At 51.3% G+C, this 24,158-nt stretch carries 23 protein-coding genes; 11 read left to right on the top strand and 12 right to left on the bottom strand.

Going from position 1 to position 24,158, the window contains the following annotated elements; genetic code table 11:
* Positions 1 to 39 precede the first annotated feature (39 nt).
* The 5 genes from B5D63_RS33590 to B5D63_RS33570 all read left to right on the top strand — a co-directional run bounded on the left by B5D63_RS33590 (position 40) and on the right by B5D63_RS33570 (position 8,122).
* Positions 40 to 609, top strand: coding sequence for an RNA polymerase sigma factor (locus B5D63_RS33590; RefSeq protein ID WP_078673284.1), 570 nt, complete (start codon positions 40 to 42; stop codon positions 607 to 609).
* Between the two features lie 117 nt (positions 610 to 726).
* Positions 727 to 1,896, top strand: coding sequence for a FecR family protein (locus B5D63_RS33585; RefSeq protein WP_078673283.1), 1,170 nt, complete (start codon positions 727 to 729; stop codon positions 1,894 to 1,896).
* Between the two features lie 345 nt (positions 1,897 to 2,241).
* Positions 2,242 to 5,580: a TonB-dependent receptor gene (locus B5D63_RS33580; protein WP_159456267.1), complete on the top strand. Its 3,339-nt coding sequence runs from the start codon at positions 2,242 to 2,244 to the stop codon at positions 5,578 to 5,580.
* An 18-nt stretch (positions 5,581 to 5,598) separates the two neighbouring features.
* Positions 5,599 to 7,392 carry a RagB/SusD family nutrient uptake outer membrane protein gene (locus B5D63_RS33575; protein ID WP_078673281.1) on the top strand — a complete coding sequence of 598 codons (1,794 nt, stop codon included), beginning with the start codon at positions 5,599 to 5,601 and terminating at the stop codon, positions 7,390 to 7,392.
* Between the two features lie 22 nt (positions 7,393 to 7,414).
* Positions 7,415 to 8,122 carry a DUF3823 domain-containing protein gene (locus B5D63_RS33570; RefSeq protein WP_078673280.1) on the top strand — a complete coding sequence of 236 codons (708 nt, stop codon included), beginning with the start codon at positions 7,415 to 7,417 and terminating at the stop codon, positions 8,120 to 8,122.
* 165 nt (positions 8,123 to 8,287) lie between these two features.
* Here the strand turns inward: B5D63_RS33570 and B5D63_RS33565 are convergent, their stop codons facing one another.
* The 9 genes from B5D63_RS33565 to B5D63_RS33525 all read right to left on the bottom strand — a co-directional run bounded on the left by B5D63_RS33565 (position 8,288) and on the right by B5D63_RS33525 (position 13,919).
* Entirely contained in the window at positions 8,288 to 8,692 is a 405-nt protein-coding gene (locus B5D63_RS33565) for a hypothetical protein (protein ID WP_078673279.1), read from the bottom strand.
* A 31-nt stretch (positions 8,693 to 8,723) separates the two neighbouring features.
* Entirely contained in the window at positions 8,724 to 9,536 is an 813-nt protein-coding gene (locus tag B5D63_RS33560; protein ID WP_078673278.1) for a ferritin-like domain-containing protein, read from the bottom strand.
* A 27-nt stretch (positions 9,537 to 9,563) separates the two neighbouring features.
* Entirely contained in the window at positions 9,564 to 10,274 is a 711-nt protein-coding gene (locus tag B5D63_RS33555; protein ID WP_078673277.1) for a ferritin-like domain-containing protein, read from the bottom strand.
* Positions 10,275 to 10,412: 138 nt separating this feature from the next.
* Positions 10,413 to 11,210: an anti-sigma factor gene (locus B5D63_RS33550; protein ID WP_078673276.1), complete on the bottom strand. Its 798-nt coding sequence runs from the start codon at positions 11,208 to 11,210 to the stop codon at positions 10,413 to 10,415.
* A gap of 1 nt (position 11,211) precedes the next feature.
* Positions 11,212 to 11,754 carry an RNA polymerase sigma factor gene (locus B5D63_RS33545; RefSeq protein ID WP_235021698.1) on the bottom strand — a complete coding sequence of 181 codons (543 nt, stop codon included), beginning with the start codon at positions 11,752 to 11,754 and terminating at the stop codon, positions 11,212 to 11,214.
* 140 nt (positions 11,755 to 11,894) lie between these two features.
* On the bottom strand, positions 11,895 to 12,542 hold the full coding sequence (locus B5D63_RS33540) for a suppressor of fused domain protein (protein WP_078673274.1): 648 nt from the start codon (positions 12,540 to 12,542) through the stop codon (positions 11,895 to 11,897).
* A gap of 25 nt (positions 12,543 to 12,567) precedes the next feature.
* Entirely contained in the window at positions 12,568 to 13,077 is a 510-nt protein-coding gene (locus B5D63_RS33535; protein WP_078673273.1) for a DMP19 family protein, read from the bottom strand.
* A gap of 14 nt (positions 13,078 to 13,091) precedes the next feature.
* Positions 13,092 to 13,433 carry a hypothetical protein gene (locus B5D63_RS33530; protein WP_078673272.1) on the bottom strand — a complete coding sequence of 114 codons (342 nt, stop codon included), beginning with the start codon at positions 13,431 to 13,433 and terminating at the stop codon, positions 13,092 to 13,094.
* Between the two features lie 6 nt (positions 13,434 to 13,439).
* A complete protein-coding gene (locus B5D63_RS33525; RefSeq protein WP_078673271.1) occupies positions 13,440 to 13,919 on the bottom strand; it encodes a hypothetical protein in 480 nt (159 codons plus the stop codon).
* A 199-nt stretch (positions 13,920 to 14,118) separates the two neighbouring features.
* Between B5D63_RS33525 and B5D63_RS33520 the strand changes: the two genes are divergently transcribed.
* From B5D63_RS33520 to B5D63_RS33495, 6 genes are all read left to right on the top strand, one after another.
* On the top strand, positions 14,119 to 16,113 hold the full coding sequence (locus B5D63_RS33520; RefSeq protein ID WP_078673270.1) for a sensor histidine kinase: 1,995 nt from the start codon (positions 14,119 to 14,121) through the stop codon (positions 16,111 to 16,113).
* A gap of 1 nt (position 16,114) precedes the next feature.
* The gene (locus B5D63_RS33515) at positions 16,115 to 16,855 is read left to right on the top strand and encodes a LytR/AlgR family response regulator transcription factor (protein WP_078673269.1); all 741 of its coding nucleotides are present in this window, start codon (positions 16,115 to 16,117) and stop codon (positions 16,853 to 16,855) included.
* Positions 16,856 to 16,944: 89 nt separating this feature from the next.
* Complete coding sequence (locus tag B5D63_RS33510) at positions 16,945 to 17,274, top strand: DUF4870 domain-containing protein (protein WP_078673268.1); 330 nt, start codon at positions 16,945 to 16,947, stop codon at positions 17,272 to 17,274.
* Between the two features lie 158 nt (positions 17,275 to 17,432).
* Positions 17,433 to 17,756 (top strand): ArsR/SmtB family transcription factor, encoded by a 324-nt coding sequence (locus B5D63_RS33505; protein ID WP_078673267.1) that lies wholly within the window; start codon positions 17,433 to 17,435, stop codon positions 17,754 to 17,756.
* 6 nt (positions 17,757 to 17,762) lie between these two features.
* A complete protein-coding gene (locus B5D63_RS33500) occupies positions 17,763 to 18,230 on the top strand; it encodes an SRPBCC domain-containing protein (RefSeq protein ID WP_078673266.1) in 468 nt (155 codons plus the stop codon).
* 6 nt (positions 18,231 to 18,236) lie between these two features.
* Positions 18,237 to 18,617: a DoxX family protein gene (locus tag B5D63_RS33495; RefSeq protein ID WP_078673265.1), complete on the top strand. Its 381-nt coding sequence runs from the start codon at positions 18,237 to 18,239 to the stop codon at positions 18,615 to 18,617.
* Between the two features lie 52 nt (positions 18,618 to 18,669).
* Here the strand turns inward: B5D63_RS33495 and B5D63_RS33490 are convergent, their stop codons facing one another.
* From B5D63_RS33490 to B5D63_RS33480, 3 genes are all read right to left on the bottom strand, one after another.
* Positions 18,670 to 19,305, bottom strand: coding sequence for a class I SAM-dependent methyltransferase (locus B5D63_RS33490; RefSeq protein ID WP_078673264.1), 636 nt, complete (start codon positions 19,303 to 19,305; stop codon positions 18,670 to 18,672).
* A gap of 78 nt (positions 19,306 to 19,383) precedes the next feature.
* Positions 19,384 to 20,949 carry a RagB/SusD family nutrient uptake outer membrane protein gene (locus tag B5D63_RS33485; protein ID WP_078673263.1) on the bottom strand — a complete coding sequence of 522 codons (1,566 nt, stop codon included), beginning with the start codon at positions 20,947 to 20,949 and terminating at the stop codon, positions 19,384 to 19,386.
* Between the two features lie 14 nt (positions 20,950 to 20,963).
* Positions 20,964 to 24,131, bottom strand: coding sequence for a SusC/RagA family TonB-linked outer membrane protein (locus B5D63_RS33480; protein WP_078673262.1), 3,168 nt, complete (start codon positions 24,129 to 24,131; stop codon positions 20,964 to 20,966).
* Between the last annotated feature and the right edge of the window lie 27 nt (positions 24,132 to 24,158).

Raw genomic sequence — 24,158 nt, 5'->3', positions numbered from 1 at the left:
TATTTCCCGAAATTTATTTTCCTTGGCGGACGAGACGATATGCAGGAACTGGCCGACATACAACTGTTACATTTACTCCGCGAAGGAGACGAAAATGCTTTCACCACTATCTACAAGCGTTACTGGAAACTACTGTTTTCCGTGGCTGCCAACAAACTGGACAACCTCGGGGAAGCGGAAGAACTGGTACAGGATGTTTTTTCAGATGTATGGGACCGCCGCGAAACACTTACCCTGACCGGACCGCTGCCTGCTTATCTCGCCGTGGCCATGAAGTACCGCGTCATCAATCTGCAGGCAAAGAAAAAAAGGGCCAGGGCTTACTCTTCCTATGCCATGGAAAATATATCGCCCGAAGACCATTCCACCGAGCAATGGCTGCGTTTCGAAGACCTGAAAGACCTGCTCTCCGGCCTGGTGGCCGCTTTGCCCGAACGTTGCCGGCTTACTTATCAGCTGAGCCGCGAAATGGGCCTCTCCCATAAAGAAATCGCCCAACAGATGAATATCTCCGAGAAGGCCGTTGAACACAATCTCGCACGGGCAGTCAAAACATTAAAGACCGGCCTTAAACATCTCTCCGCTTTGTTGTTCGCCACGCTTCCCTGATACAATTTTCCCGTTTATTAATTTTTTTTATTGATTCGACGATAATTTTTAATTTTTTTTAGAAAAATATGGGGATTTGTTCTTTTCGATTGACTTATTATAAAAGACCTCTTTTGTATGAGCCAGGAAAAGGAACAAAGCCGGTATGAAGTGCTGGCGGAGAAATGGCTGAAGGGCACCATCACGCCGGAAGAAGCGCAGGAATATGCCGCCTGGTACAACGCCGGTCAGGATGACGCGGTGGAGATACCCGTGTCGTTTGCCGCCAGTGAGGCAGAACAGGAAAACAGGATATGGAATCAAATAGCCGCCCGGACAGGTATTCCGGGTCATACGGCAACGGTCGCGCCATCGCGCCGGCGCCGCTGGTGGGCAGCCGCCGCGGTAACAGCCGCCATTGTTACCGCCGGCTACTGCTGGCACCACTGGCACACCAAAACGCCGCTATCTCAACAGATGGCCACCATTGTACAAGACGCCGCACCGGGGTCGGACAAGGCCGTGCTCACCCTGAGCAACGGCCGCCAGATCCTGCTCGACAGCGCCGGCAACGGCGCACTGGCGCAACAGGGCGGCGTACGCATCATCAAAAAAGAAGATGGCTCCATTCTCTATGTAGATGAACACTCCGGCGCACTCACAGACACCTTGTATAACATCATGTCCGTCCCCAAAGGCGGACAGTATAAACTCGTCCTTCCGGATGGCTCACGCGTATGGCTAAACGCTGCCAGCTCGCTGAAATATCCTGTCGTTTTCAGCAACAGGGAGAGAAGCGTGGAACTGAACGGCGAAGGCTATTTTGAAGTGGCTGCCAGCGCCTCCAGTCCTTTCAGCGTGAAAGTACGCAACACACAAATCGCCGTACTGGGCACCAGCTTCAATATCATGGGTTATGCCGATGAAAACGGCATCCACACCACGCTGCTGAACGGCGCCGTAAAAGTAAAACAGGGAACAACAGAGAAAATACTCGCGCCAGGCCAACAGGCGGTAGTGAACAATGAAAACGGCCACATCTCCGTCGGAGAAACGGAAACAACCCTCGCCACCGCCTGGAAAGACGGCCAGTTCCGCTTCTCAGGCAACAATATCCCTATGGTACTACGCCAGATCAGCCGCTGGTACAACATCGATATCGTCTACCAGGGAAGCGTACCACAGGGACATATAACGGGCAAGGTACCACGAAACATGAAACTGTCCGGCGTAATCCGCATCCTCGAACTCAGTGGTATCCGCTGCAAACAGGAAGCGGGCAGGCTCCTCGTATTTCCCTCATCCTGAATTCCAACGCCGGCATTTATTCACCTTTAAAAACTACGGTATGACCAGTCATTATTAACCAAAATCAACAAACGTTATGAAAAATGCGCGGCACACACTGCGCCACAGGTAGCCCATAAAAAACCAGGAGCGCTTGGAACCGCCCCTGGCTGAATGTCCGGGTTACCGTAAAACAATATCCGACTAAGATTATTGATCTCTAAACCCAAACACTGCAAATCTATGCAATTGGATTGTTATGTTAAAACCGTGCCCGAAACACGGTTTTTGTTCACCGGTCGCCCGGGAAGGCGACAGGCAACAAAGCCCCTGGGCAGTTGCCTCCGTAATAAAGTCATCAGGGTTATGAAGCTAACCACCTTACTGCTCACACTATTCTGCATCAATGTATCCGCCGGTGTATCTGCGCAACAGCTCTCCGTGTCGGTAAAAAACAAACCACTCGAAAGCATCTTCGCGCTGATAGAACAACAAAGCCATTACACCTTTGTATACCGCGACGAATGGCTGGCCGGAACAAAACCGGTCAACCTCAACATCTCCCGCGGCACCATCGACCAGGTGATGAAAGCGGCCCTCAGTCAGCAGCCCCTCTCCTACGAGATTATCGACAACACCGTGATCGTGACCCGCAAAACAACTCCGGGCACCCCGGCTCCCGCTGCTGTGGCAAACACCATCAGCGGCCGCGTGACCGATGAAAAAGGGAACCCGCTGGCCTACGTCAGCGTCGGCATCAAAGGCACCCGGCGAGGCGCCCACACCGACGAAAACGGAACGTTTAAACTGGAAGTCAGCGAAACAGACGTACTCATATTTTCTCTCGTTGGCTACACGCCCCGTGAAATCGCCGCAGGCAACCAGACCACCCTGCAGGTGACGCTTACACAGGCCATCAGTGATCTCAACCAGGTGGTGGTCGTAGGCTATGGCACACAGAAAAAAGTGAACATCACCGGCTCCGTTGCCTCCGTAAAAGGACAGGAAATCGCCAGATCCCCCGTCACCAATGTCAGCAACGCCCTCGCCGGCAGGCTACCGGGCATCCGCGCAGTGCAGAACAGCGGCGAACCCGGCAAAGACGGCTCCCGCATCGATATCAGAGGCTTCGGCGCTGCCCTCGTCATCGTGGACGGCGTTCCCTCCACCTTCGAACAACTCGATCCTTCTGAAATAGAAAGCATCTCCATCCTGAAAGACGCAGCAGCAGCGGTATACGGCATCAAAGCCGCCAACGGCGTAGTACTGGTCACCACCAAAAGAGGAAACGTGTCCAGGCCAAAAATTACCTACAATACCTACTTCGGCCTCCAGAGCAATACCCGCTATCCCCGTTATGTCAACGCCGCCGAATTCGCCGAGTTGACAGACGAATCGCAGCTCAACCAGGGCCTGGCGCCCGTGTATGGCGCCGATAAAGTACAAAAATACCGTGAAGGGCAGGCCGGCTATGAAAGCACCGACTGGTACAACGCCGCCATCCGTAAAAACACACCACAACAATATCACAACGTGAACGTCAGCGGAGGCACCGAATCCACCCGCTACTTCTTCTCCCTCGGATATCTCAACCAACAAGGCATGTGGAAAAGCGGCGATACCCGCTTCAACCGCTACAACTTCCGCAGCAATATCAGCACTAAAATCAACAAACGGCTCACAGCGGAACTCAACCTCGGCGGCCGCCTCGAAAACCGCCACTATCCTGCAGCAGAAACCGTAACACTGATGGACCAGGTGCAACGCGCCTATCCTACCTATCCGCTGTACGCCAACGGCAACCCGGACTACTACGCTGTGACCAACTTCAGCCAGAACGTACTGGCTTCCATGAACAGTGATTACTCAGGATACTCCGCCCAGAAATACAAATACCTGAGCGGCATCGCCTCCCTTGCCTACGACATTCCTTTCGTAGACGGACTCAGCGCCAAAGCCCTCTACTCCTACCAGTCCGGTACCGCCAACAACAAAAAATGGGTGAAACAATTTAACCTGTATAACTATAACGCCGCTACGAATAAATACGATGTGGGATATATCGGCAACGCCCCCACGAACCTGAGGCAGGACGAAGTACAGGAAGAAAACACCCTCATGCAGCTGTCGCTCAACTATACCAAAACGTTGGCGCGTGACCATCACCTCAAAGGCCTGCTCCTGTTTGAACAAAGGCAAACGACCGGCAGTCAGTTTGAAGCCTATCGTGAGTTTATGCTCGACGCGCTGGACCAGCTCTTCGCCGGCGCCAATACCAACAAAAACAACAACGGCAAAGCCAGCGAAGCCGCCTATATGGGCTATGTAGGCAGGGTGAATTATGATTATAAAGACCGCTATCTGCTGGAACTGGGTTTCCGCTACGACGGCTCCTATAAACTGGCGCCCGGCCACCGATGGGGCTTCTTCCCCACTGTGTCTGCCGGATGGAGAATGAGCGATGAAACATTCTTCCGCAATATGACCCGCCTGGTCAATAACCTCAAGATCAGAGGCTCCTGGGGCCAGATGGGCGACGACGGCTCCGCCGCCCCCTTCCAATACCTTACGGGCTACCGCTATCCGGATGGCGGCTATATCTTCGGTAAAAACATCGTAGGTGGACTGACTCCTTCCGGGCTGCCTAACCCTCTCATCACCTGGTTTAACGCCACCACCGCCAATATCGGGTTCGAAGCCGGCTTCCTGCAGAACACGTTCACCGTTGAACTGGACTTCTTCTCCCGCAAACGTACCGGCCTGTTCGCACAAAGAGTGCTTTCCCTCCCCGGCACCTATGGCGCCGGATTGCCTGCGGAGAACCTGAACAGCGACCGTACACAGGGCTTCGAACTGGTACTGGGCTATAATAAAAAAATCGGCGACGTGGTACTCAACGTATATCCCAATATCACCTGGACGCGCACACGTAATCTGTACCAGGAACGCGCCAGCTCCACCAACGCTTTCGCCAACTGGAAAGACAATAACAACAACAGATGGAGCAACATGATCTGGGGATATAACGCCGTCGGCCAGTTCCAGAGCCAGGAAGAGATTGCCGGTTGGGCCATACAGGACCGCAAAGGTAATACCACCCTCAAACCCGGCGATCTCAAATATGAAGATCTCAACGGCGACGGTATCATCGACGGCAACGACCGCAAGGTAATCGGCCGCGGCAACACACCGGAATTATACTACGGCCTCAATCTCGCCGTTACCTGGAAAGGCTTCAGCCTCTCCATGCTGTTCCAGGGCGCCGCCAACTACAACATCCTGATAGACGGCGCCATGAGAGACCCTTTCAGCAACGGCTCCAATGCCTTTGCCTACTTCACCGACCGCTGGCACCGCAAAGACCCGTACAATCCGCAAAGCGAATGGGTGCCGGGCAAATATCCGTCTACCATCTCTAACGGCCTCGATAATAACAAAGGCGTATCCTCCTTCTGGCTGAAAGACGCGTCCTACCTGCGGTTGAAAACCATGGAACTGGGCTACTCCCTGCCTAAACCCATGCTGTCGAAAGCCGGTATCGAACAGGTGCGGTTCTATTTCTCTGCACAGAACCTCCTCACGTTCGACAACCTGAAATTCATTGACCCGGAAATGCCCACCAACGACGACACCAACGCGGCCGGTAACGGAAAGTACTATCCGCAGCAACGTGTACTCACCCTGGGCATGAACCTGCAATTCTGATCCTCTTAACTATTCACCATGAGAAAAATACACAAACAGATATCCCTTGCGCTGCTGCTGACGCTGTCGGCCTCCTGCAACAAAGATTTCCTGGAAAGAAAAGCACAGGACATCATCTCCGATGATGCCGCCTATGGTTCCGTTTCCGGCGTACAGGCGCTGACCGCCAACCTTTACAGCAGGATGCAAACGGAAGCTTTCGACTACTGGGTAGAAGGCAACCAGGCCGCTTTCCCCAGCCAGGCCAGCGACGAAGCAGTACGCTCCTACAGCTGGGGCGCTACCCTCGATCCCATCCTCGGCGATGAAATGTTCGCCTGGTGGCAGTACAATTACGTGAGAAATGTCAACGATTTCATCGAGAAAATCCCTGATGCCCCAAACATCTCCGCTGAACAAAAAGCCGGTTTCCTTGCAGAAGCACGCTTCGTGAGGGCGTTCTACTATTTCTCTCTCGTAAAACGTTACGGCGGCGTGCCCCTGATCACCAAAGTACAGCAGTACAACGGCGATCCCGAAGCGCTGAAAGTGCCGCGCAACAAAGAACAGGAAGTTTATGACTTTATCGCTTCCGAGCTGGACGCCATCACCGACCAGCTGCCGGAAGCCTATAACGCTGATAACCGTTACCGCGCCACCCGCTACGCCGCCCTCGCCTTAAAATGCCGGGCCATGCTGTATGCAGCATCTATTGCGAAATACGGCTCCGTGCAACTCGGCGGTGTCGTTGGCATTGCGGCTAACGCAAACGGCTACTGGCAAAAAGCCTACGACGCCGCACAGAAAATCATCAGCTCCGGAAAATTCCAATTGTTTAACGGCAATGGTGATAAAACCACCAACTTCCAGCAGCTGTTCATCACCGGCGCCGACCTGGATAAAAACAAGGAAGTCATTTTCGTGAAAACGTACCAGTCGCCCGACCTGGCACATGGCTTCGACTTCTATAACGCGCCACAGAGTTTCAAAGTAGACTACGGCTGCGCTACCAATCCCACGCTGGAGCTGGTGGAAAGCTTTGAATACACTGACGGTTCGCCGGGGAAACTGAAAGTAAAAGATGCAACCGGTAACCCTATCGTGTATAATAGCACCGCCGATCTGTTTAAAGACAAAGATCCCCGCTTTCTGGCCAGCATCCTGTACCCGGGTGCTCCCTGGCAGGGCGGCGTCGTGGAACTGAGAAGAGGCGTGATAGACAATGGCGTACAGTTCACCGCCGCCAACCTCACTGACACCTATGGCAGCGGCGCCCACAGCATCCCTCGCGTAGGCAAGGACGGCCCGCTGCTCAGTGGCGATCCTACCAAAACAGGTTTCTATGTAAAAAAATTCATGGACCCTGTCAACAGACTGGCAGATGGCCGTTCTACCACCCCCTGGATCGTATTCCGATATGGTGAAGTACTGCTGAACTACGCAGAAGCCGCTATTGAGCTGGGGAAAACGGCCGAAGCGCTGGGCGCCATCAACCTGCTGCGCGACCGCGCAGGCATCAAAACCCTCAGCAGCATTACCCGTGACCAGGTACGCCACGAACGCCAGGTGGAACTGGCCTTCGAAAACCACAGATGGTGGGACATCTGCCGCTGGCGCATCGCTACCGACCTGCTGAACAATACGCAGTTCCATGCATTGTACCCCTGGCTCATGTGGGAAAACGGGAAATCCCCTGCCGATATGAAATACACCTTCCAGATCGTGCCGGCGCCGAAAAACACCCGCACCTTCCTCTCCCGGATGTACTATCAGCGAATCCCTACCGGCGAGATCGATAAGAACAGCAACCTCGTGCAAAACCCGGGTTTCTAACTAAAACAAAAAGGACCAACACATGAAACAACATCTCATCAATAGCTGTATGGCGCTCCTGCTGGGCAGCGCAGCGTTCACCGGATGCAAGAAAGACAATTACGCCGCGCCCGATGCCAGCATACAAGGCCGGCTCACGGACATCAAAACCAACGAAGCCGTGCCTGTGCAAACATTTAACGGCGCCGTGATCCGCTATTACCAGGTAGGATACAGCAGCAGCAACCCCAATCCGATCAATACGGCAGTGCATCCTGACGGTTCCTACGCCAACAACCTGCTCTTTACCGGGAAATACCGTATCGTGGCTGAAGGGCCTTTCTATTACAGGGATACGCTGGTGGTGGACATTGCCGCCAATACCCAAAAAAACATCCCCGTAACGCCATTCCTGAAAGTAACGGCAATCACCGGCAATGTCACCAACAACAGTGTAACGGTGAAGTATAGTGTTAAACACAACGGCAACACGCAGAAAATAGCAAGACTGGTAGCTGTTATCGGCACCACCGAAGGTATTGACGTCAACAGCTATACGCTGAATGACATACAGGATGTGCAGAACATACCCGATGCGACCGTGGAAGCCACTATTTACGAGAAAACATTCACCGGCCTCAAATCCGGTAGTGTATACTATATCCGGGCCGCCGCACGGATCGGGGGACAGGACAATCCTGCAGGGTATTACAACTATACGCCTGTTATCAAAATAACAACACCGAAATAAAATCATCGCTACCCCAATGCGCTCCGTAGAGGCAGGTCAGCAGTGACTCCACATCATCCGGGACACGCTGCCGCTCTGCATAATTATAAAGGGCTGGCCAAAAGTTTTCACTTTTGGTGCAGCCCTTTTCCATGGATCGCCGTCAAAAAAAATCAGGGCCTGTGCCTATTCATTCACCCACAGGGTCCAGTTGTTATCGAATTTGTACCACTTGCCGTCGGATCCTTCCCACTTCCATTCGGGTACTTCTGACCATGACTTGCCGTCTGTGCTCCACACCAGTTTGTGTTCGTGTATCTTGAGCCATTTGCCGTCTTTGTCCATCCAGGCCCCTTCCTTAACGGCAGCCCATTTTTTTCCGTCCGCGCTCCACCAGAGGCCAGCTTTTTTGTCGAGCTTGTACCACAGCGTTTTACCGTCTTTCATGGCCGGCCAGGTAGCAGTGGCGGATTTGGTCCAGTCACGCACTACAACAACAGGCATATCGGTCCTTGAAACAGATGACATACCTGCTGCGAACTGCATCGAAATTGGCAGACATACGGCCAACAGGATAATTGCTTTTTTCATAACTATTAAGATAAAAGTGAGAAATGATGGTTTATACAATAAAGGGTTTTACGATGGCCAGTACCTGCTCAGCAGTGAGTGGTTCGTCAAAACTTTCGCTGGCAGCATTGGCACTTACAAATTTGGTGATATCGACGCCCGCCTGGTTCGTCAGTTCTTCGCCATTATAACTGGCCTGCACAGCCGCTCCAATCCCTCCCGTATCTTTGCCGGTAATCCACGGCTTCAGACCAGCTCCTCTCGCCTTCCGCATCTGGCGGATATGAGATGCATGTCTGGCCTCCACGGAATGTATCTGTAACGCTGCCGTGAGCACGGCGTTATTAGTGATCAGCTCTGCCGCCCTCCCTTTATAAGCCCTGACGCCGGTGTCTTCAAATGTCTGGGCTACCGCCAGAAAGGTATCGTAATTGGAAAATATGTTCGCGAATGCTCCGCCGGCGGTAAAGTCGAAAGTAGGCTTAGGAACCGGCGTGGCGCCCATGGCATTGAGGGCATTTTTAAGAAAAACCACATGGGCGTTCTCATGATCGCGGATAGTGTTAATGGCACCCACTGCCGGTGTCCCTGCCGGTACCACTCCTGAAGCCGCGCCTTTCGTATAAAACTCCGCTTCAAGGTATTCGAGCGTCAGGGCATAGTTGAGTACCGCTGTTATACCGCCGCCGGAAGACTGGCCATATGCTTTTTTAAACATGCTGCCCAGTGCAAAAGGTACCGCCGCCAGTGCCAGTCTGCCTCCCCAACGGGTAAACTGCCGCATCGCAGCCCGGCGGGAGTCAAGACGGTCGTACACCTCAGAATCGAACTGTGCTATTTCCGAGATAATATTTTGTATGTTCATGACTTTATTTTTATGAGATAAAACAGATTACGCCGTGGGCAGATTCCCCGCATATAATACCGATTTCAAAAATGGCTTCGCCGCCATCAGCACGTCTGCGGGTTTGCTGGCCAAATCCAGGCCACTGGCATCGACAACGGTATTATCCGCAAAAGACCCGTTGCTGATCAGATCACGGATATAGGCTGCATGCCGCGCTTCTACCGAAACTATTTTACCTGCCAGCAACAGGTAAGCAGGATCTGTTATCAATTGTCCTGCACCATTATAGGCCGAAACGCCAAGATCTTCGAAGGCTTTGGCAGTAGCCAGTACACTATCCCTGCTACCGAAATTGACAGCGGAGAAGTTTACCTCGAGACTCACGATCGCTTTGGTGCCTAAAGCTGCCTTAAAAAACTCCCGGTGCGCAACTTCATGGTCCCGGATGTCGGTCAGCAAGGCAAGCTCGCCGGCAGTTATTCCGGAATATGGACTGGCGACCACCTGTGTGTAAAAGGCGGCTTCCAGCTGCTCCAATGCAAAGGCATAATTAAGAATCCCAATGTCTCCCATCCCCAGGTCAATACTACCCGCAGGCGGCATATTGTTATTATCCTTGTCCTTTTTACAGGCTGCCAACGTAGCGGCCGATGCTGCCAAGCCGCAATAAGTAAGGAATTTTCTCCTGCCGAGCTTATCGGGCAATAGACGGTCATTATTGCCCGCAGAGGGCAAAACCGGATGCAAGTTTTCCATAAGAATAAAATTAGAAGCTAAAAAATGAACAGTAATTAATCAGGATAACTAACTATTATAACTCCAAACACATAATCAGATACGAGATAGTTTGTTTAAAAGTTTGGGTTGATATTATTTTTTGAACGAAGATTTCGTTTAGGCCTTTACTTTACCCAACACAACCATCTGGTCCGATGTGGGCGTGGGATTCCCACCGGTCTTTTCTAGGGTGATGGCAAATGCCTGCGCCTGCTGAACCGGGGTTACCATGCACAGGTCGGTACAATTTGGATTTAACAGCCCGGCAGACACGGGTTTTCCATCAACTATCGCCCACAACTGATATTGTTTCCCAGGCGCCGGCGCCGGCAGATGATTGGCAGTCAGGTACACGTTTTTTGTTTGTGTGTTCCAGTAAAGTGTCGCAAAGTAGTCTTCCCTCCCGGAGACACCGGCCAGCGGCACTTTTATTGTTCCGGGGGCGGTAATAAACCGCAGGTCCTGTTCAAGAACGGCCAGTTTTGCCTGAAAGGCCTTGTTGTCTGCAGCCATCATGTCGATCCCGGATTGAAGCCGGACAAAATCACGGCTGGCATTCCGATAGTTGTTATACAGATATACATTCAGTAACCCGCTGACAGTGAGCAATAACAATAGTACCGCGGCAGCGTATTTAAACAGGTCCCTGCGGTAGTAGCGTAGGTCAGGCGCCTGTTTTTCCGGTTGAAACTCATGCTCCAGGCGAGCAAGCAACTGTGTTTTCAGCTCCTCGGGGGCCGGTAGCGCATAATGGTCCGCAGTTTCCCGGAGCCACTGTTCCCCCCCGGCAACCGCCGCTGCTATTTCAGGATAGGTCTGGCTTAAACGCTGCAGCTCATCCGCTTCCTGCGGAGTAGCTAAGCCTAAGACATAGCTCTCGATGATGCCACTTTCTATGTATGCCTTGATATCCACGTTATCGCTTTATCTTTTTTTTCAGTTGCAAAATAGCAGCCCGGATTCTTGTTTTGACCGTGTTTACAGGGATATTGATCAACCGGGCGATTTCCTCCTGCGTATAGCCCTGGAAGTAAGACAATTCCAATACCGCCTTGTGTTCGTCTTTCAGCGTATGTACAATTTTACGTAAGCCGAGCTCATCGGAAGGAAGAATGTTGTGATCCGCCAATTGTTGACTGCCCTCGGTCAGTTCGCTGTTCCGCAAACTATTTTGCCAGCTTTTGCTGCGCACGTGATCGATGGCCGCCGTTCTTGCAATGGTAAACATCCAGGTGTACAACCTGCCCCTCGAAGGGTCGTAGTTGTCAATCTGCCGCCATATTTTAATGAACACTTCCTGTAAGAGGTCTGTTGCGGTATGTACTTCCGGGATAATGTTACGGATGACGCCGTTTAATGCAGCGGAATAATGATCGTACAGGTAATTAAAAGCCTCCTCCCTGCGTAATTTCAACGCAGTAATCAGCTCTTGCTCGGTATATGTTGATAGTTCCTTCAATACGATTATCCACTCAGATGGTATTAGATACGGGGCGATTTTTGAAAAGGTTTTACCTCATCCGTAATTTTTTGCAAAAAAAAGCCGGTCCCTGAAGACCGGCCTTTTTTCCGCTTTATCATATAAGGATAAAAAATACGTTATTTCCTGTCGAGATCGGTGATCAGCAGCGCATTCTCAGCATGCAGCCGCTGCAGCAACAGCTCACACTCCGCTGTAGTAGGGTTCTTCATCAGCGACTCATATTCGTTGGTGGTGATGCCTACCATTTGCAGAAAAGTGACTTGACCGTGCGGCGTGGTGATTGTTCCCAGCTCCGGGTCTTTGATGAAAGCAAGGGCCGTAATGTCTGTATCGTATTCCAGCCTGATAGGGCCATTGGCCGGGATAAAATGAAATTCTTCAAACCATCTGCCGGAACTGAACACGTACTTGGCGATATTCTGCAGCAAATTACAGGCCCAGTTGGGATCTTCTGTTTCGGTGGCTTTCTTCAGCCTGAACGTGAGCTCAAAGCCGAACTTGCTGAATTCTCCGCCCGCTGCCTCCTCATCATAATAAAGCTCAGAAAAACCGTAGGTCACAAAATGCAGGTGATCGGCCTGTTGCCGGCTTTCATAAACGCTGATGCCATCCAGGGGATTGTCGCCACCCAAGGCATAATATAAACCCGGAGCATAATGCCTGGGTTCCTGCCCCGGGTAAAGCTTTTCCATAGCGCCGTCGATACAGTCCCATCCCACTGCGTCCTGCTCGTCAAATTGCTGTTTGTATTGTTCAATGTCCATACGGTTAATATTTATCGGTACTAAACTATGCTGTCACCTTTACAAACGAAGCCAGGTTCGTTTCAATGTACTTTCTGAAGCGGGCCACTTCTTCGTCCATGATATCATAAAAAGCATTATCCAGGGGCTCAAACGCTGTGAACTCCTTATAAAGCGCGGAAAAAGCCTCAAGCTCGCGCTCCTGTTCCAGGAACGCTTTATGCCCGGTATAAATGGCTTCAGCCTTTGTAAGCAAGGCTGCAGTCTTGTTCAGCGACCATCTCCCGAGGTCTTCTATAAAAACACCGTCAAAAACAAACTGCCCGTAGCCGTTGTGGATCAACTGCAGAAAGCCACCGTTGGTGACCTGTCCGTACAGCGCATCGTAGATCAACAGGGTATGCTGGTCATCCGTCAGCTGATCAAGGATCGTTTCTTCCTCCTCCGCTTCCTCAATGGCATCCTGGTACGGTTCAAGCACTGCATAAATAAACGCCCAGTCATCGCTGCCTGCAGCAGCTATTACTTCCTTGCTGATAGTAGGTAAAAACTCCATATTATCGTCTGATTTTATCTTGTTAATTCGTCTTCCTCGTCATATGCCGAGCGCACCCATTCATCCCCGATAAACTTTCTGTCGGCAAACTCCCCGCAGGGCAGGTCATACAGTGCATTCAGCGTCCCGTCTAACGCGATCACATCCCGCAGACAAAGCAGCACCGCCCCCTCTTCAGCACGTGCCAGCTCTTCTTCTGTCGTAACGTTCATAAACTCCGCGGTCAGGAACTGCCAGTACCCGTCGTGCTCATGTACAACACGCAATACGGGCAACAATCCGTCCACAAAGCCTTTGGTGCTGAATACGCCCAGCGTTGCGGATTCCCGGAATTTAAATTCAGTGGGGTCTTTCATGCTTTGTTAATATTCAAGTTTTACGCCATCGAGGACCAGCTCCTCGCAATTCAGCGTCATAAAGGCGCTGCCGTAGTCGCCGGTCACCTGGTCGTTCATCGTCTCCAGTACAGCGGATTTAAACGCGATCTTCCTGCCGGGAAGCTTTCCGAAAGCATCTGTTACCGTTATCTCTCCATCGAGGCCTTTCTTGTTTTTCATAAACGCCTGCAACAGCGGAATGTTCTGCTTTTCAAAATCGGCCGACAGGTAATGGCCCCGGGGAGATTCGGCCGGCGCCGGCTTACCGTTGACAGTGTCTTGTGAGGCGTTCAACGCTCTGTTGTAAGAAACCGTAAAGGACCGGACCAGGGCGGATACCTGGCTGTTGCCCGTTTTCACCGTCAGCTCAATTTTGATGCGTTTTTCTTCCGATTGTTGCGCATAGGCCGTTTCCACGGAAAGATAAAGAAAAGTCAATGCAAAAAACCAAAACTTCATTTTCATAATGTAAATATTTCTTTGACAAGATTAAAATTTTACATGCAGGCATCCCGGTTTCAATTGGTGTTTGTACACTCCCGGTTGTTATTTGGAAGCATATGCCTGAAATCCGGAAAACAGGCTACCATCGTGGCTTGACAATACCGTCAGTATATTTTGCCAGTCATGCAACAATCAATATCTTAGCCATCATTTCATCTATATGATTGTAAGAGGGCGATTAAAAAAATATGGTGGCAGTATCCTGCTTTGTATACTGATAGTTGGCATTGTCAGGGCACAGGGAATATCTGCTGTAGAAAAATCAGCCCGGGAAGGCTACGCCAAAAGGTTTACAGATTCTACGGCCAGCATCCGGATACAGCTGGAAGCACTCCACCTGGCGGAAGAAAAGAAGAACAAAGCCGATCAGGCCATTTGTGAAGCCTACCTGGCGATGACACACCGGCGGCTCCTGCACCTGAAAGAGTTTACCCGTTATGCGGAGCTATCCCACATGACGGCAGACGCCACGGCCGACAAGAGGGCCAAAGCATTTGCTGCCTGGGCCATGGGATCGCTCAAATCGTATATAGATGACAAATCCAAAGCGCTGGACTACCTGCTGGAAGCATACGGGCTGTTTACACAGCTGGAAGCATATGATTTATGCGCCAAAACCGGCGCCGATATCTCCTATCTCTTCTCCCCGGGATCGGAAGAAAAAGTAAAAAAGTATGCGGACGCTGCGCTGGCATACGCCATGCAATCGGGCGACCCGGAAAACATTTTGCACGCAAGACTGGCGGTGGGCGGCTATCTTTCGGACCGTACCGCTTCCGGCGATCGCGGCCAGTGGCAGGAGGCGGTTGCATTTTTCAAAGAAACCATCGACCTGGCGGAAAAACAAAACGCAAAAATCATCAGTAAGAGCAATATCGGCATCGCCTATATTAATCTGGCCGTACTATATCTGAATGGCCCCAAACCAACGGACGAACAGTCCTTTCTGTCCTGCCTGGAGAAAGCGTCCGCCATTGGCCAGCGGTATGAGCTGAGGAACGTGTACAGGAGCGCTATCGGACTGCGTGGTCAGTTCTTCCTGGAAAAAGGAGAATACCGGATAGCGGAGAACCTTTTCAAAACAGGGATAGCCTATCAGCAGGCGCTCCCCTACAAAGACAACTACCTGCTGGCCGCCTTCTACGGGTGCCTGAAAGAGCTGGCCGCCCGCGAAAAAGACTATGCGGCCTATCACGCCTATGATGTTCCTTTTGTCCGGTACAACCAAATGAAATACGATGAATCCACGCAACAAATGCTGCAAAATGCGGATGCCAGGTTCGAGTCAGATAAAAAGGCAACACGGATCACACAGCTGGAGCAGGAAAACCATCTCCAGAAAAAAAACAAACTGCTGGGGTATGGAATTGCCGCTGTGCTGCTGACAGGACTTGTATTTATGTACCGGTCTTATTATTACCGGCAGCGTTATTATCAGAACAGGGAAGACATCCTCCGGCAACAGCAGGCCAACAACGAACTCCGGATGCAGCTCATGGAAAAGGAAACACTGGAAAACCTGGCTGAAAAGCTGTCGCTGGAAAGAAGATTGCTTCAGTCCCAGATGGACCCCCACTTTATCTTTAATGCTCTGGGAAACATCCAGGGGATGATCCTCCAGCAGGATACAGCGCTGGCGGTGTCCTACCTGTCCAAGTTCGCGCGGCTGAGCAGGCGTGTTCTGGAACACTCCCGTATGGAAAAAATCACACTGGAAGAAGAAATAGCAACACTGAAAAATTATATCGAATTACAACAGCTACGACTGAATAAAAGCTTTGACTATCACATCAACTGTGAAGCGTCGGTGGACTTACAATTGCCACCCCTGCTGATACAGCCGTTCGTGGAAAACGCCATAGAGCACGGCTTAAAGCCGCTGACAGACGCAAAGCGCGGGCTGCTGACCATCCGGTTTAACGAGCGGAGCGACGATCATATTCTGGTGTGCACCATTACCGATAACGGTATCGGACTCACGGAATCCCGGCGCCGCAAAACCGATGCCCCGCATCAGTCACTCTCGACAAAAATTACAGATGAACGCCTGCTGCTGATGCTGAAAGACAATCCGCACAGCCGGCTGGAAGTACGGGAGCAACCCGCGGCTGACGGGCAAGGCACTATCGTAACATTATACATCCCCATAATATAAAATGATGTACAGGACCGTTATCATAGAAGACGAATACCGCCTGCGGGAGGCCCTTTCCATTTTGCTGGAAATGGTGGCCCCGCAACAAGTGCAGATTGTCGGTTACGCCGAAAGAGCAGACGAAGCCGTCAAACTCATCGACCGGCTCAAGCCCGACCTCGTATTTATGGACATCATGCTGAAGGAAGGAACAGGGTTCGATGTACTGCATCAGATAACCCATAAGGCATTTCACCTGATATTCACTACTGCCTACGAAGAACACGCCATTCGTGCGTTTAAGTTCAGCGCCATCGATTACCTGCTGAAGCCGGTGGATGCAGAAGAACTAAAAACGGCGCTGGAGCGGATAACCGCCTTGCAGGGACGGTTCCTGGCTGAAAAGCAGCTGAATGAACTGGACAGCAGCCTGGAAAAGACGCCCCGGAGGCTGGTACTACCCACGCAGGAAGCCATGCATGTCGTCAAGATCGACCAGATCATCCGTTGTGAAACATCCGGCTCGTATACTACCTTTCATCTCACACAGGGGAAAAAGATCATTGTCTCCAAACCCCTGAAAAATTATGAAGACATCCTGCTACCGCCGGAATTTTTCCGGATACACCAGTCCCATCTCATCAACACCAATTATATTAACAGCTATTCCAGGGAAGGGCTGGTGCAAATGGAAGACGGTGCCGAGGTGCCCGTTTCCAGGGTCAACAAAGAGGCTTTCTTCAAACTCATGAAAGACGGATAACGACAAATACAAAGCCAAAGCAGCCGAACAACCATCCACAGTTCCTGCATTTGCCGCCATAGCTACCTTTGTCAGCAAATGATCAAACCATGAACAACAAAACCATTTCTATCCTGAGTTATGTGACGATTATCGGCTGGATCGTCGCTTATGTAAAAAGCAAAGACCTCTCCCCCAAGAGTGACCTGGTCGTTTATCACTTAAAACAAGGCCTGGGCTTTTTCATTCTGTCGGTGCTCATCAATGTTATTCTTTCCACTACCGTGAGCATTGTTCCCTCGCTTGGTTTCCTTACCTATATCGGGCTTGTGCTGCTGATCTTATGGATATTCGGTATTATCAACGCCGTCAATGAACAAAAGAAACCTATCCCGGTAGTGGGCAAAATGTTCGAGGATAAGTTTGCCTTCCTCAACTAACGACCACCGGCTTTTCTCCATTGGTTAATACAGGGTGTATTCATCATATTGGTTATCAATATGATGAATACACCCTTCTCCTTTTTTTACCGAAAAGTCATAAAAAAATTTGCGTAGTCAAATAACTACATATATATTTGTAGTCAAATAGCTACACAATGAATTTAAGAAGAGATGTATTCCAGGCTATCGCCGACCCAACAAGGAGAGCCATACTCGTATTGGTAGCCACCCATGCCATGACGGCCGGCGCCATTGCAGCGAATTTTGATACCGCCAGGCCTACCGTATCCAAACACCTGGCGATACTCACCGAATGTGAGCTGCTGAAGCAGGAACAGAACGGCAGGGAAATTTATTATCATTTAAATCCTCAGAAAATGAAAGAAATAGCCGACTTCATTGAACCCTTTCGTAAGATGTGGGATGATAGATTTAACAAGCTGGAATCAGTCATGAAAAAATATCAAACAAAAAAATAACAGCATATGGAACTAAAAACTAAAGTCCACGCCGAAGAAGGCAAACAGGAACTGATCGTCACCCGGGAATTCGACCTGCCGCTGGAATTACTTTTCAGAGCATATACAGAACCGGAAATCGTGGAAGAATGGATGGGGACCAAAGTACTGAAACTGGAAAATAAAAAGCACGGCAGCTGGCAATTTGAGACCACCGATCCTATGGGCAACAAACATGGCTTCAGCGGCGCTATCCACGACTTCGTGCCCGAAGCGAGGATCGTCCGGACATTTGAAATGGAGAATACCGGTTTCGGCGTACAGCTGGAATTCCTGGAATTTGAAAAACTCACTGAAGATACCAGCAAACTCCGGATGCACATCCTCTACAAAACACTGGAAGAAAGAGCACAATACCTGAAGATTGGCATGGCCCGCGGCATGGGACAGGCACACAACCGCCTTGAAAAAGTAGCTATCAAATTCAAAAAATAATATATCATGTCAAAGACAAACAAAATCATCTACTGGATCGCCACGCTCTGGCTCTCTCTGGGCATGATCTCCACCGCCCTTGTACAACTGTTGCAAATGAAAGCCGAAACTGATTTTATGACCCGTCTGGGTTACCCCGCCTACGCATTGAAAATACTGGGCGTCTGGAAAATACTGGGGGTGATCGCCATCCTGGTACCAAGATTTCCCCTGGTAAAGGAATGGGCTTACGCCGGCTTTTTCTTTATGATGTCGGGAGCGTTCTGTTCACACCTCATCGCCGGCGATGCCATGAAAGACACCTTCCCTTCTCTGCTGCTGCTGGTGCTCACCATCATATCCTGGTACTTCCGCCCGGCTAACAGAAAGATCGTAACAGCCGCCTGATCCATGTGAATACGCTATTGAAAACCACAACTGCTACCTGAACATCTTTCCATCACAACAAGCCGGCTATCATAAACAAATCCGTCACCGGAGTCCCATCTCCGTTGGCAGAAGATTTCCGCTGCTCATGGACCACACGGAAACCATGCGCTTCCAGGACCTGATGAAGCCAGGCGCCTTCGTGAAAATACTGATAGTAATCGTCACCCGTACTGGACTTCCGCCAGCCTGATTTCGTATAGTCGTCTTCCATAGTACTGAGGTACAGCACGCCTTTCGGCCGCAGTATGCCCACGGCGTCCTGTATCAACCTGGTCAGCGCTTCCCGGGAGAGATACGGCAGCAGAAAACCGGCCATGATGCCGTCATACCGATCGGGCAACGAAGTGATATCGGCGCAGTCCAGCAACTGGAAAGTGACGCCGGGATTGTTCTTACGGGCCAGCTCCAGCATAGCGGGCGCCAGATCGGTACCCAGTATACGGAAATCCGGCCGCCGGTGCAGCAGGTACTGCGTAATATTACCGGGACCACAGGCAAGCTCCAGGATGTTCGCCTGTTCCCGGGCAATATTCCCGCAAAACACATCCAGTGTATCGTGGTACTGTTGTGTGTCCATGAATTTTTCTTCGTAGAGCCGGGCGTTTTTGCCAAACAACTCCACGACTAAGGCAGTCTTGTCATCCATAGGAAGTTGTATTTACCTAAAGATAAAAAAAAGCTACCAGCAAACGCTGGTAGCTTTATCCAATACAACACCCGGTAACTAATACCCGGGATTCTGTTTTAACACTCCGTTGGCAATATCCACTTCCTGCTGCGGGATAGGCAGCCTGCCCCTCTTGGTAACATCCCAGTCCATATTGAAACGGCTCTGGTCTCCGTCATAGTCCGCTCCCCTTGTGCTGGAGGCGTCAATCGCTTTTTTCGCATAGTCCAGACCGTAGCGCAGCAGGTCCCAGTAACGGATCCCCTCCCCGGCAAACTCCACCCGACGCTCATGGCGGATACTTTCGGCGGTTGCTTTCACCTCCGGCATCTTCACGCGGTCACGCACCAGTTTCAGATAAGCGTCGGCTTTACCCTGGTTATCGCCCAGCCACAGTTCTGCCGCCATCAGCAATACATCGGCATAACGGATCGAGCGGTAGTTGTTGCCCCAGTTGGCATCACTGTTGGCGCCCGCCTTATATTCAATATGCGTTGCGTATTTTTTATTGAAATAACCGGTATACTGCCAGCTCTTCGCAATGGCGCTGAAATCACGGCCATAGAGGATGGTCTGGTCGCGGCGCGGATCATTGGGCTCAAACTCATCATACAGTGATTGAGTAATGGTACTATAGCTCCAGCCGGCGGTATACACCGGATCGTTGATACCCCTCGGGGCAAACATGTGCACGCTGAGGTTACCCTGCCCCAAACGCTGATCGTTCACATTGCTGACAGGGATCAGACCACTGTGCGACACCTCGAACACTGACTCAGTACCAAACTCGCCCGCCTTACGCCAGATACCGGCGAAGTCCTCTGCCAGTTTAAAACCACCATTGTTAATGATATCCTCCAGGTAGTCGCGGGCCACCGTTTTGTTGATCGTTTTGGCGCCTGTCTGTAAATCCTGGTTGTACACGCCTTTATAGAAAAGATACACACGGGCCATCAGGGCTTTAGCGCCCCAGTGAGTGGCATGGCCGCCTACCTGGCGCTGCGTTGTTTTCGGAAGATCGGCCATCGCTTCTTCCAGGTCTTTGGCAATCTGGTTAAAAACCGCTTCCGGTTTGGCCTGGGGCTGATTATACTGCGCAGCGTCTACCAGTGGCACCGTCACCAGCGGAACGTTTTCATACCAGCGCACCAGCTCAAAATAAAAATAAGCGCGCAGGAACTTGGCTTCCGCGATGGTGGTCCGCTTGAATTCATCCGAAGCGGTCACCTTTCCGATTTTATCAAGGTACACGTTGGCCCGGGCAATACCGGCATAATAGATAGACCAGAGGCCCCGGTAAGTCTGGTCCCCGATGGTCACCGTCCTGAACTGGTCCAGCCCTTTGATGCCTACACCATCACTCTGGCTGCCGCCGCCGGAGTAAGCGTCATCAGATGCAGCCTCACTCCAGCAATGAGAGGGATGGAATCCCATCCACTGGTTCCATTGCAGTACATGGTACACCCCGGCCAGCGCCTGGTTGGCTTCTTTTTCATTACGGAAAAAATTGCTCTCGACAATTTGTGACGGCGGGTCCAGCTCCAGAAAAGATTTGGAACAACCACTACCCACCAGCAACAACGATACACATACGTGTTTTATATAACGGAATCTTGTTTTCATACTTGTAAGAGGAATTATAAGTTAACATTTACGCCTGCACGGAAAGTTCTCGCCTGCGGATAAACGCCGCGGTCCACACCCAGGTTGAGGGCGTCACGGGCGCCGATCTCAGGATCAAAACCGGTGTAACGGGTGAAGGTGAACGGATTATCTACGGCAACGTACACACGCAGATTATTCAGTTTCGCTTTCTTCACCAGCCCCTCAGCCAGCGTATATCCTACCTGGATATTTTTGATGCGCACAAAGCTGGCGTTCTCTACATACACATCGGACACGTTATTGTGGTTGCCGTTGTTGTCCGCAAAAGTAAAGCGGGGGTATTTGGCATTGGAGCCTTCTTCAGTCCATCTGTCGAGGTACTGGCGCGGCATGTTGGCCATCTTAATGTCATAACGGTACAAACCGTTCAGCAGCTGATGCCCGAACATACCTACGGCAAACATGCTGAAGTCGAAACGTTTATACGTCAGGTTCAGGTTCAGACCTGCGGTTACGTCCGGATTGGGATCGCCGATGATGGTCTTGTCATTGTTGTCCAGTTTACCATCGCCATTGAGGTCCATGAATCTCAGGTCGCCCGGCACCGCTTTGGATTGTATCTTCTTGCCTTCAGGGCCTACGTACTCGTCCACTTCTTTTTTATTCTGGAAGATACCATCGGTGCGGTAGCCCCACAGGTAACCGATAGGATACCCTACCTGCATACGGGTAACGGCACCGGCGCCGATAAACCCGGTACCTGCTACAGCTTTCGCGGCGTTGTTGATGGCGGTTACGTTATTTTTATTGTAGGCGCCGTTCACCGTCACATTGAAACTCAGGTCTTTATTCACCTGCTGTTTGTAGGTAATGCCCAGTTCCACCCCTTTGTTGGACACAGAGCCACCGTTTACGTAAGGGGAAGGATTACCCACGATAGCGGTGATGGGAGGGTTAAACAGCAGGCCGATGGTGTTCTTGATATAGTAATCCGCCGTTACTGCCAGTTTGCCTTTCCACAGTTCCATGTCTACGCCGAAGTTGGTCTGCTCGGAGGTTTCCCATTTAAGATTGGGATTAGGTACGGCGCCGGAGGCCACCCCATTGAGGTAGTATTCCTCGCCGGTAGGCTTGATAAACGTATAGCCGTTACCGAGCACCATGCCGGCTGCCCACGGGAAGGAGTTGTCGCCGATATTTTCATTACCGTTCTGGCCCCAGGAAGCACGCAGCTTCAGGAAGGTGACGGTATTGGAGGCATAGAATTTTTCTTTGGACAGCACCCATCCGCCGGACACGGAAGGGAAAGTGGCGAACGGATTATTGCGGCCGAAGCGGGAAGAGCCATCGCGGCGCAGCGTGGCGGACAGCAGGTATTTGCCGTCGTAGTCATAAGCTGCACGGCCAAAGTACGACAACAGCGCTCTTACGTCTGCGCCACCGCTCACCTTATTCAGCGTTTCATTGGTGGCCAGATCGATATAGGCCATGTCCGGATCGCTGGTGATCAGGTCCGGACGGGAGCCGTTCATATTTTCGAAGCGGGACTTCAGCGCGGTATGTCCTAACAGCGCCTGTATATTGTGTTTTCCGAATTTGCGGTTGTAAGACAATACGTTCTCCACCTGCCAGGTATAGCGGCGGGAGAACCCTTTGCCCACCAGGCTTACATCTGTTTTGGAAGCGCTGTTGAGGTAATACTGCGGGGTAAAGCTGCTGCTGCTGTAGTTATTAACTTCAATACCCAGCGAAGAACGGAACTTCAGTCCTTTCATCAGGTCTACTTCACCGTAGGCGTTGCCCAGGACCTTATCGTTTTTGTTTTTGCCGTTGGCCAGCTGCATGGCGGCCAGTGGGTTGGTTGGTCCGTCGGTGATGATGGTGGAGATACCGTAAATCTGATCGCCGTTGCGGATGGCGTTGATCGGGTAATGCACCGGGTTGTTCAGTTTGGTGGGATCTGTTTCATACACCGGTGTCAGCGGATCGAGGTTGATGGCGTTGTTCAGCACACCGCCATAGTCAGCATTGGCATTGATGCCGCGGCTGGTAGTGTTCATATAACTTAAGCTCACGCCTACACGGAGAAAGTCTTTTATTTTCTGGTCACCGTTGAGGCGGATGGTATAACGTTCAAACTGGGAGCGTTCACCACCTACGATGCCCTGTTGCCCGAAATAGGAAAACGACGTGAAGTAGGTGGAGTTTTCGCTGCCGCCGCTCACGGACACGTTGTGATTGGTGATGGGCGCGTTTTTGGTGAAAGTGGCGTCCTGCCAGTTGGTGCCTTTACCGTATTGTTCCGGGTTGGCGAAAGGCGCTGCCTGGTTGGCGTTGCGGGCGCCTTCATTCATCATTTCAGCGTATTCGGTCCCATTCAGCACCGGCACTTTGCGCCAGGCGTTCTGAATACCGTAATAGCCGTCGTATGCTACGCGGGCAGGACCCTTTTTGCCGCTTTTGGTGGTGATCAGCACCACGCCGTTAGCGCCACGGGCGCCGTAGATCGCTGCGGAAGCAGCATCCTTCAGCACGTCCATTCGCTCAATATCATTAGGGTTAAGGTATTCAATGTCATTTACCGGGAAACCGTCTACAATATATAGCGGGTCCGGGTTCTTGTTGGTGCCTGTACCACGGATACGGATCATCGGTTTTTCACCGGGCTGACCGGAAGGCGTAAGTACCAGTACGCCGGGAGCGCTGCCCTGTAAGGCTTGCTCTGCACGGAGGATAGACTGCTTTCCGATAAAATCGGTGTTCACAGTGGTGATGGCGGTGGACACGTCGCTTTTTTTCTGGGTACCGTAACCGATGACTACCAGCTGGTTCAGCTCTGTGGCGGATTCTTTCAGTTTAATCAGCAGGGATACTTTCTCTCCTTCGGCCAGCTTGTGGTTGCGTGATTGCTGTTTGATATAACCGATGGAAGTAAATGAGATGGCATACGGTCCGCCGGCAGGAATGCCGGTAATGAGAAATACGCCCTGTGCGTCGGTAACCTGCCCTTTGCGGAAAGAAGAATCGGCGTTGATGATGCCAACGGTAACGCCGGGCAACGTTTCGCCTTTTTCATTTTTAACGACGCCGGTGATGGTGCCTCCACCGTTCTGCGCATACGCCGTTATTGCCAGCAGCCATAGGGAAATAAAAAGCCAGCTGCCTCTTTTAAGGGACTGTTTTGTAAATCTGATCATCATAACGTTTGTTTTATGGCATAGCAGTGC

The organism is Chitinophaga eiseniae (genome assembly GCF_900167135.1).
GTDB lineage: Bacteria > Bacteroidota > Bacteroidia > Chitinophagales > Chitinophagaceae > Chitinophaga > Chitinophaga eiseniae.
This window is presented reverse-complemented; position numbering and strand designations above follow the sequence as displayed.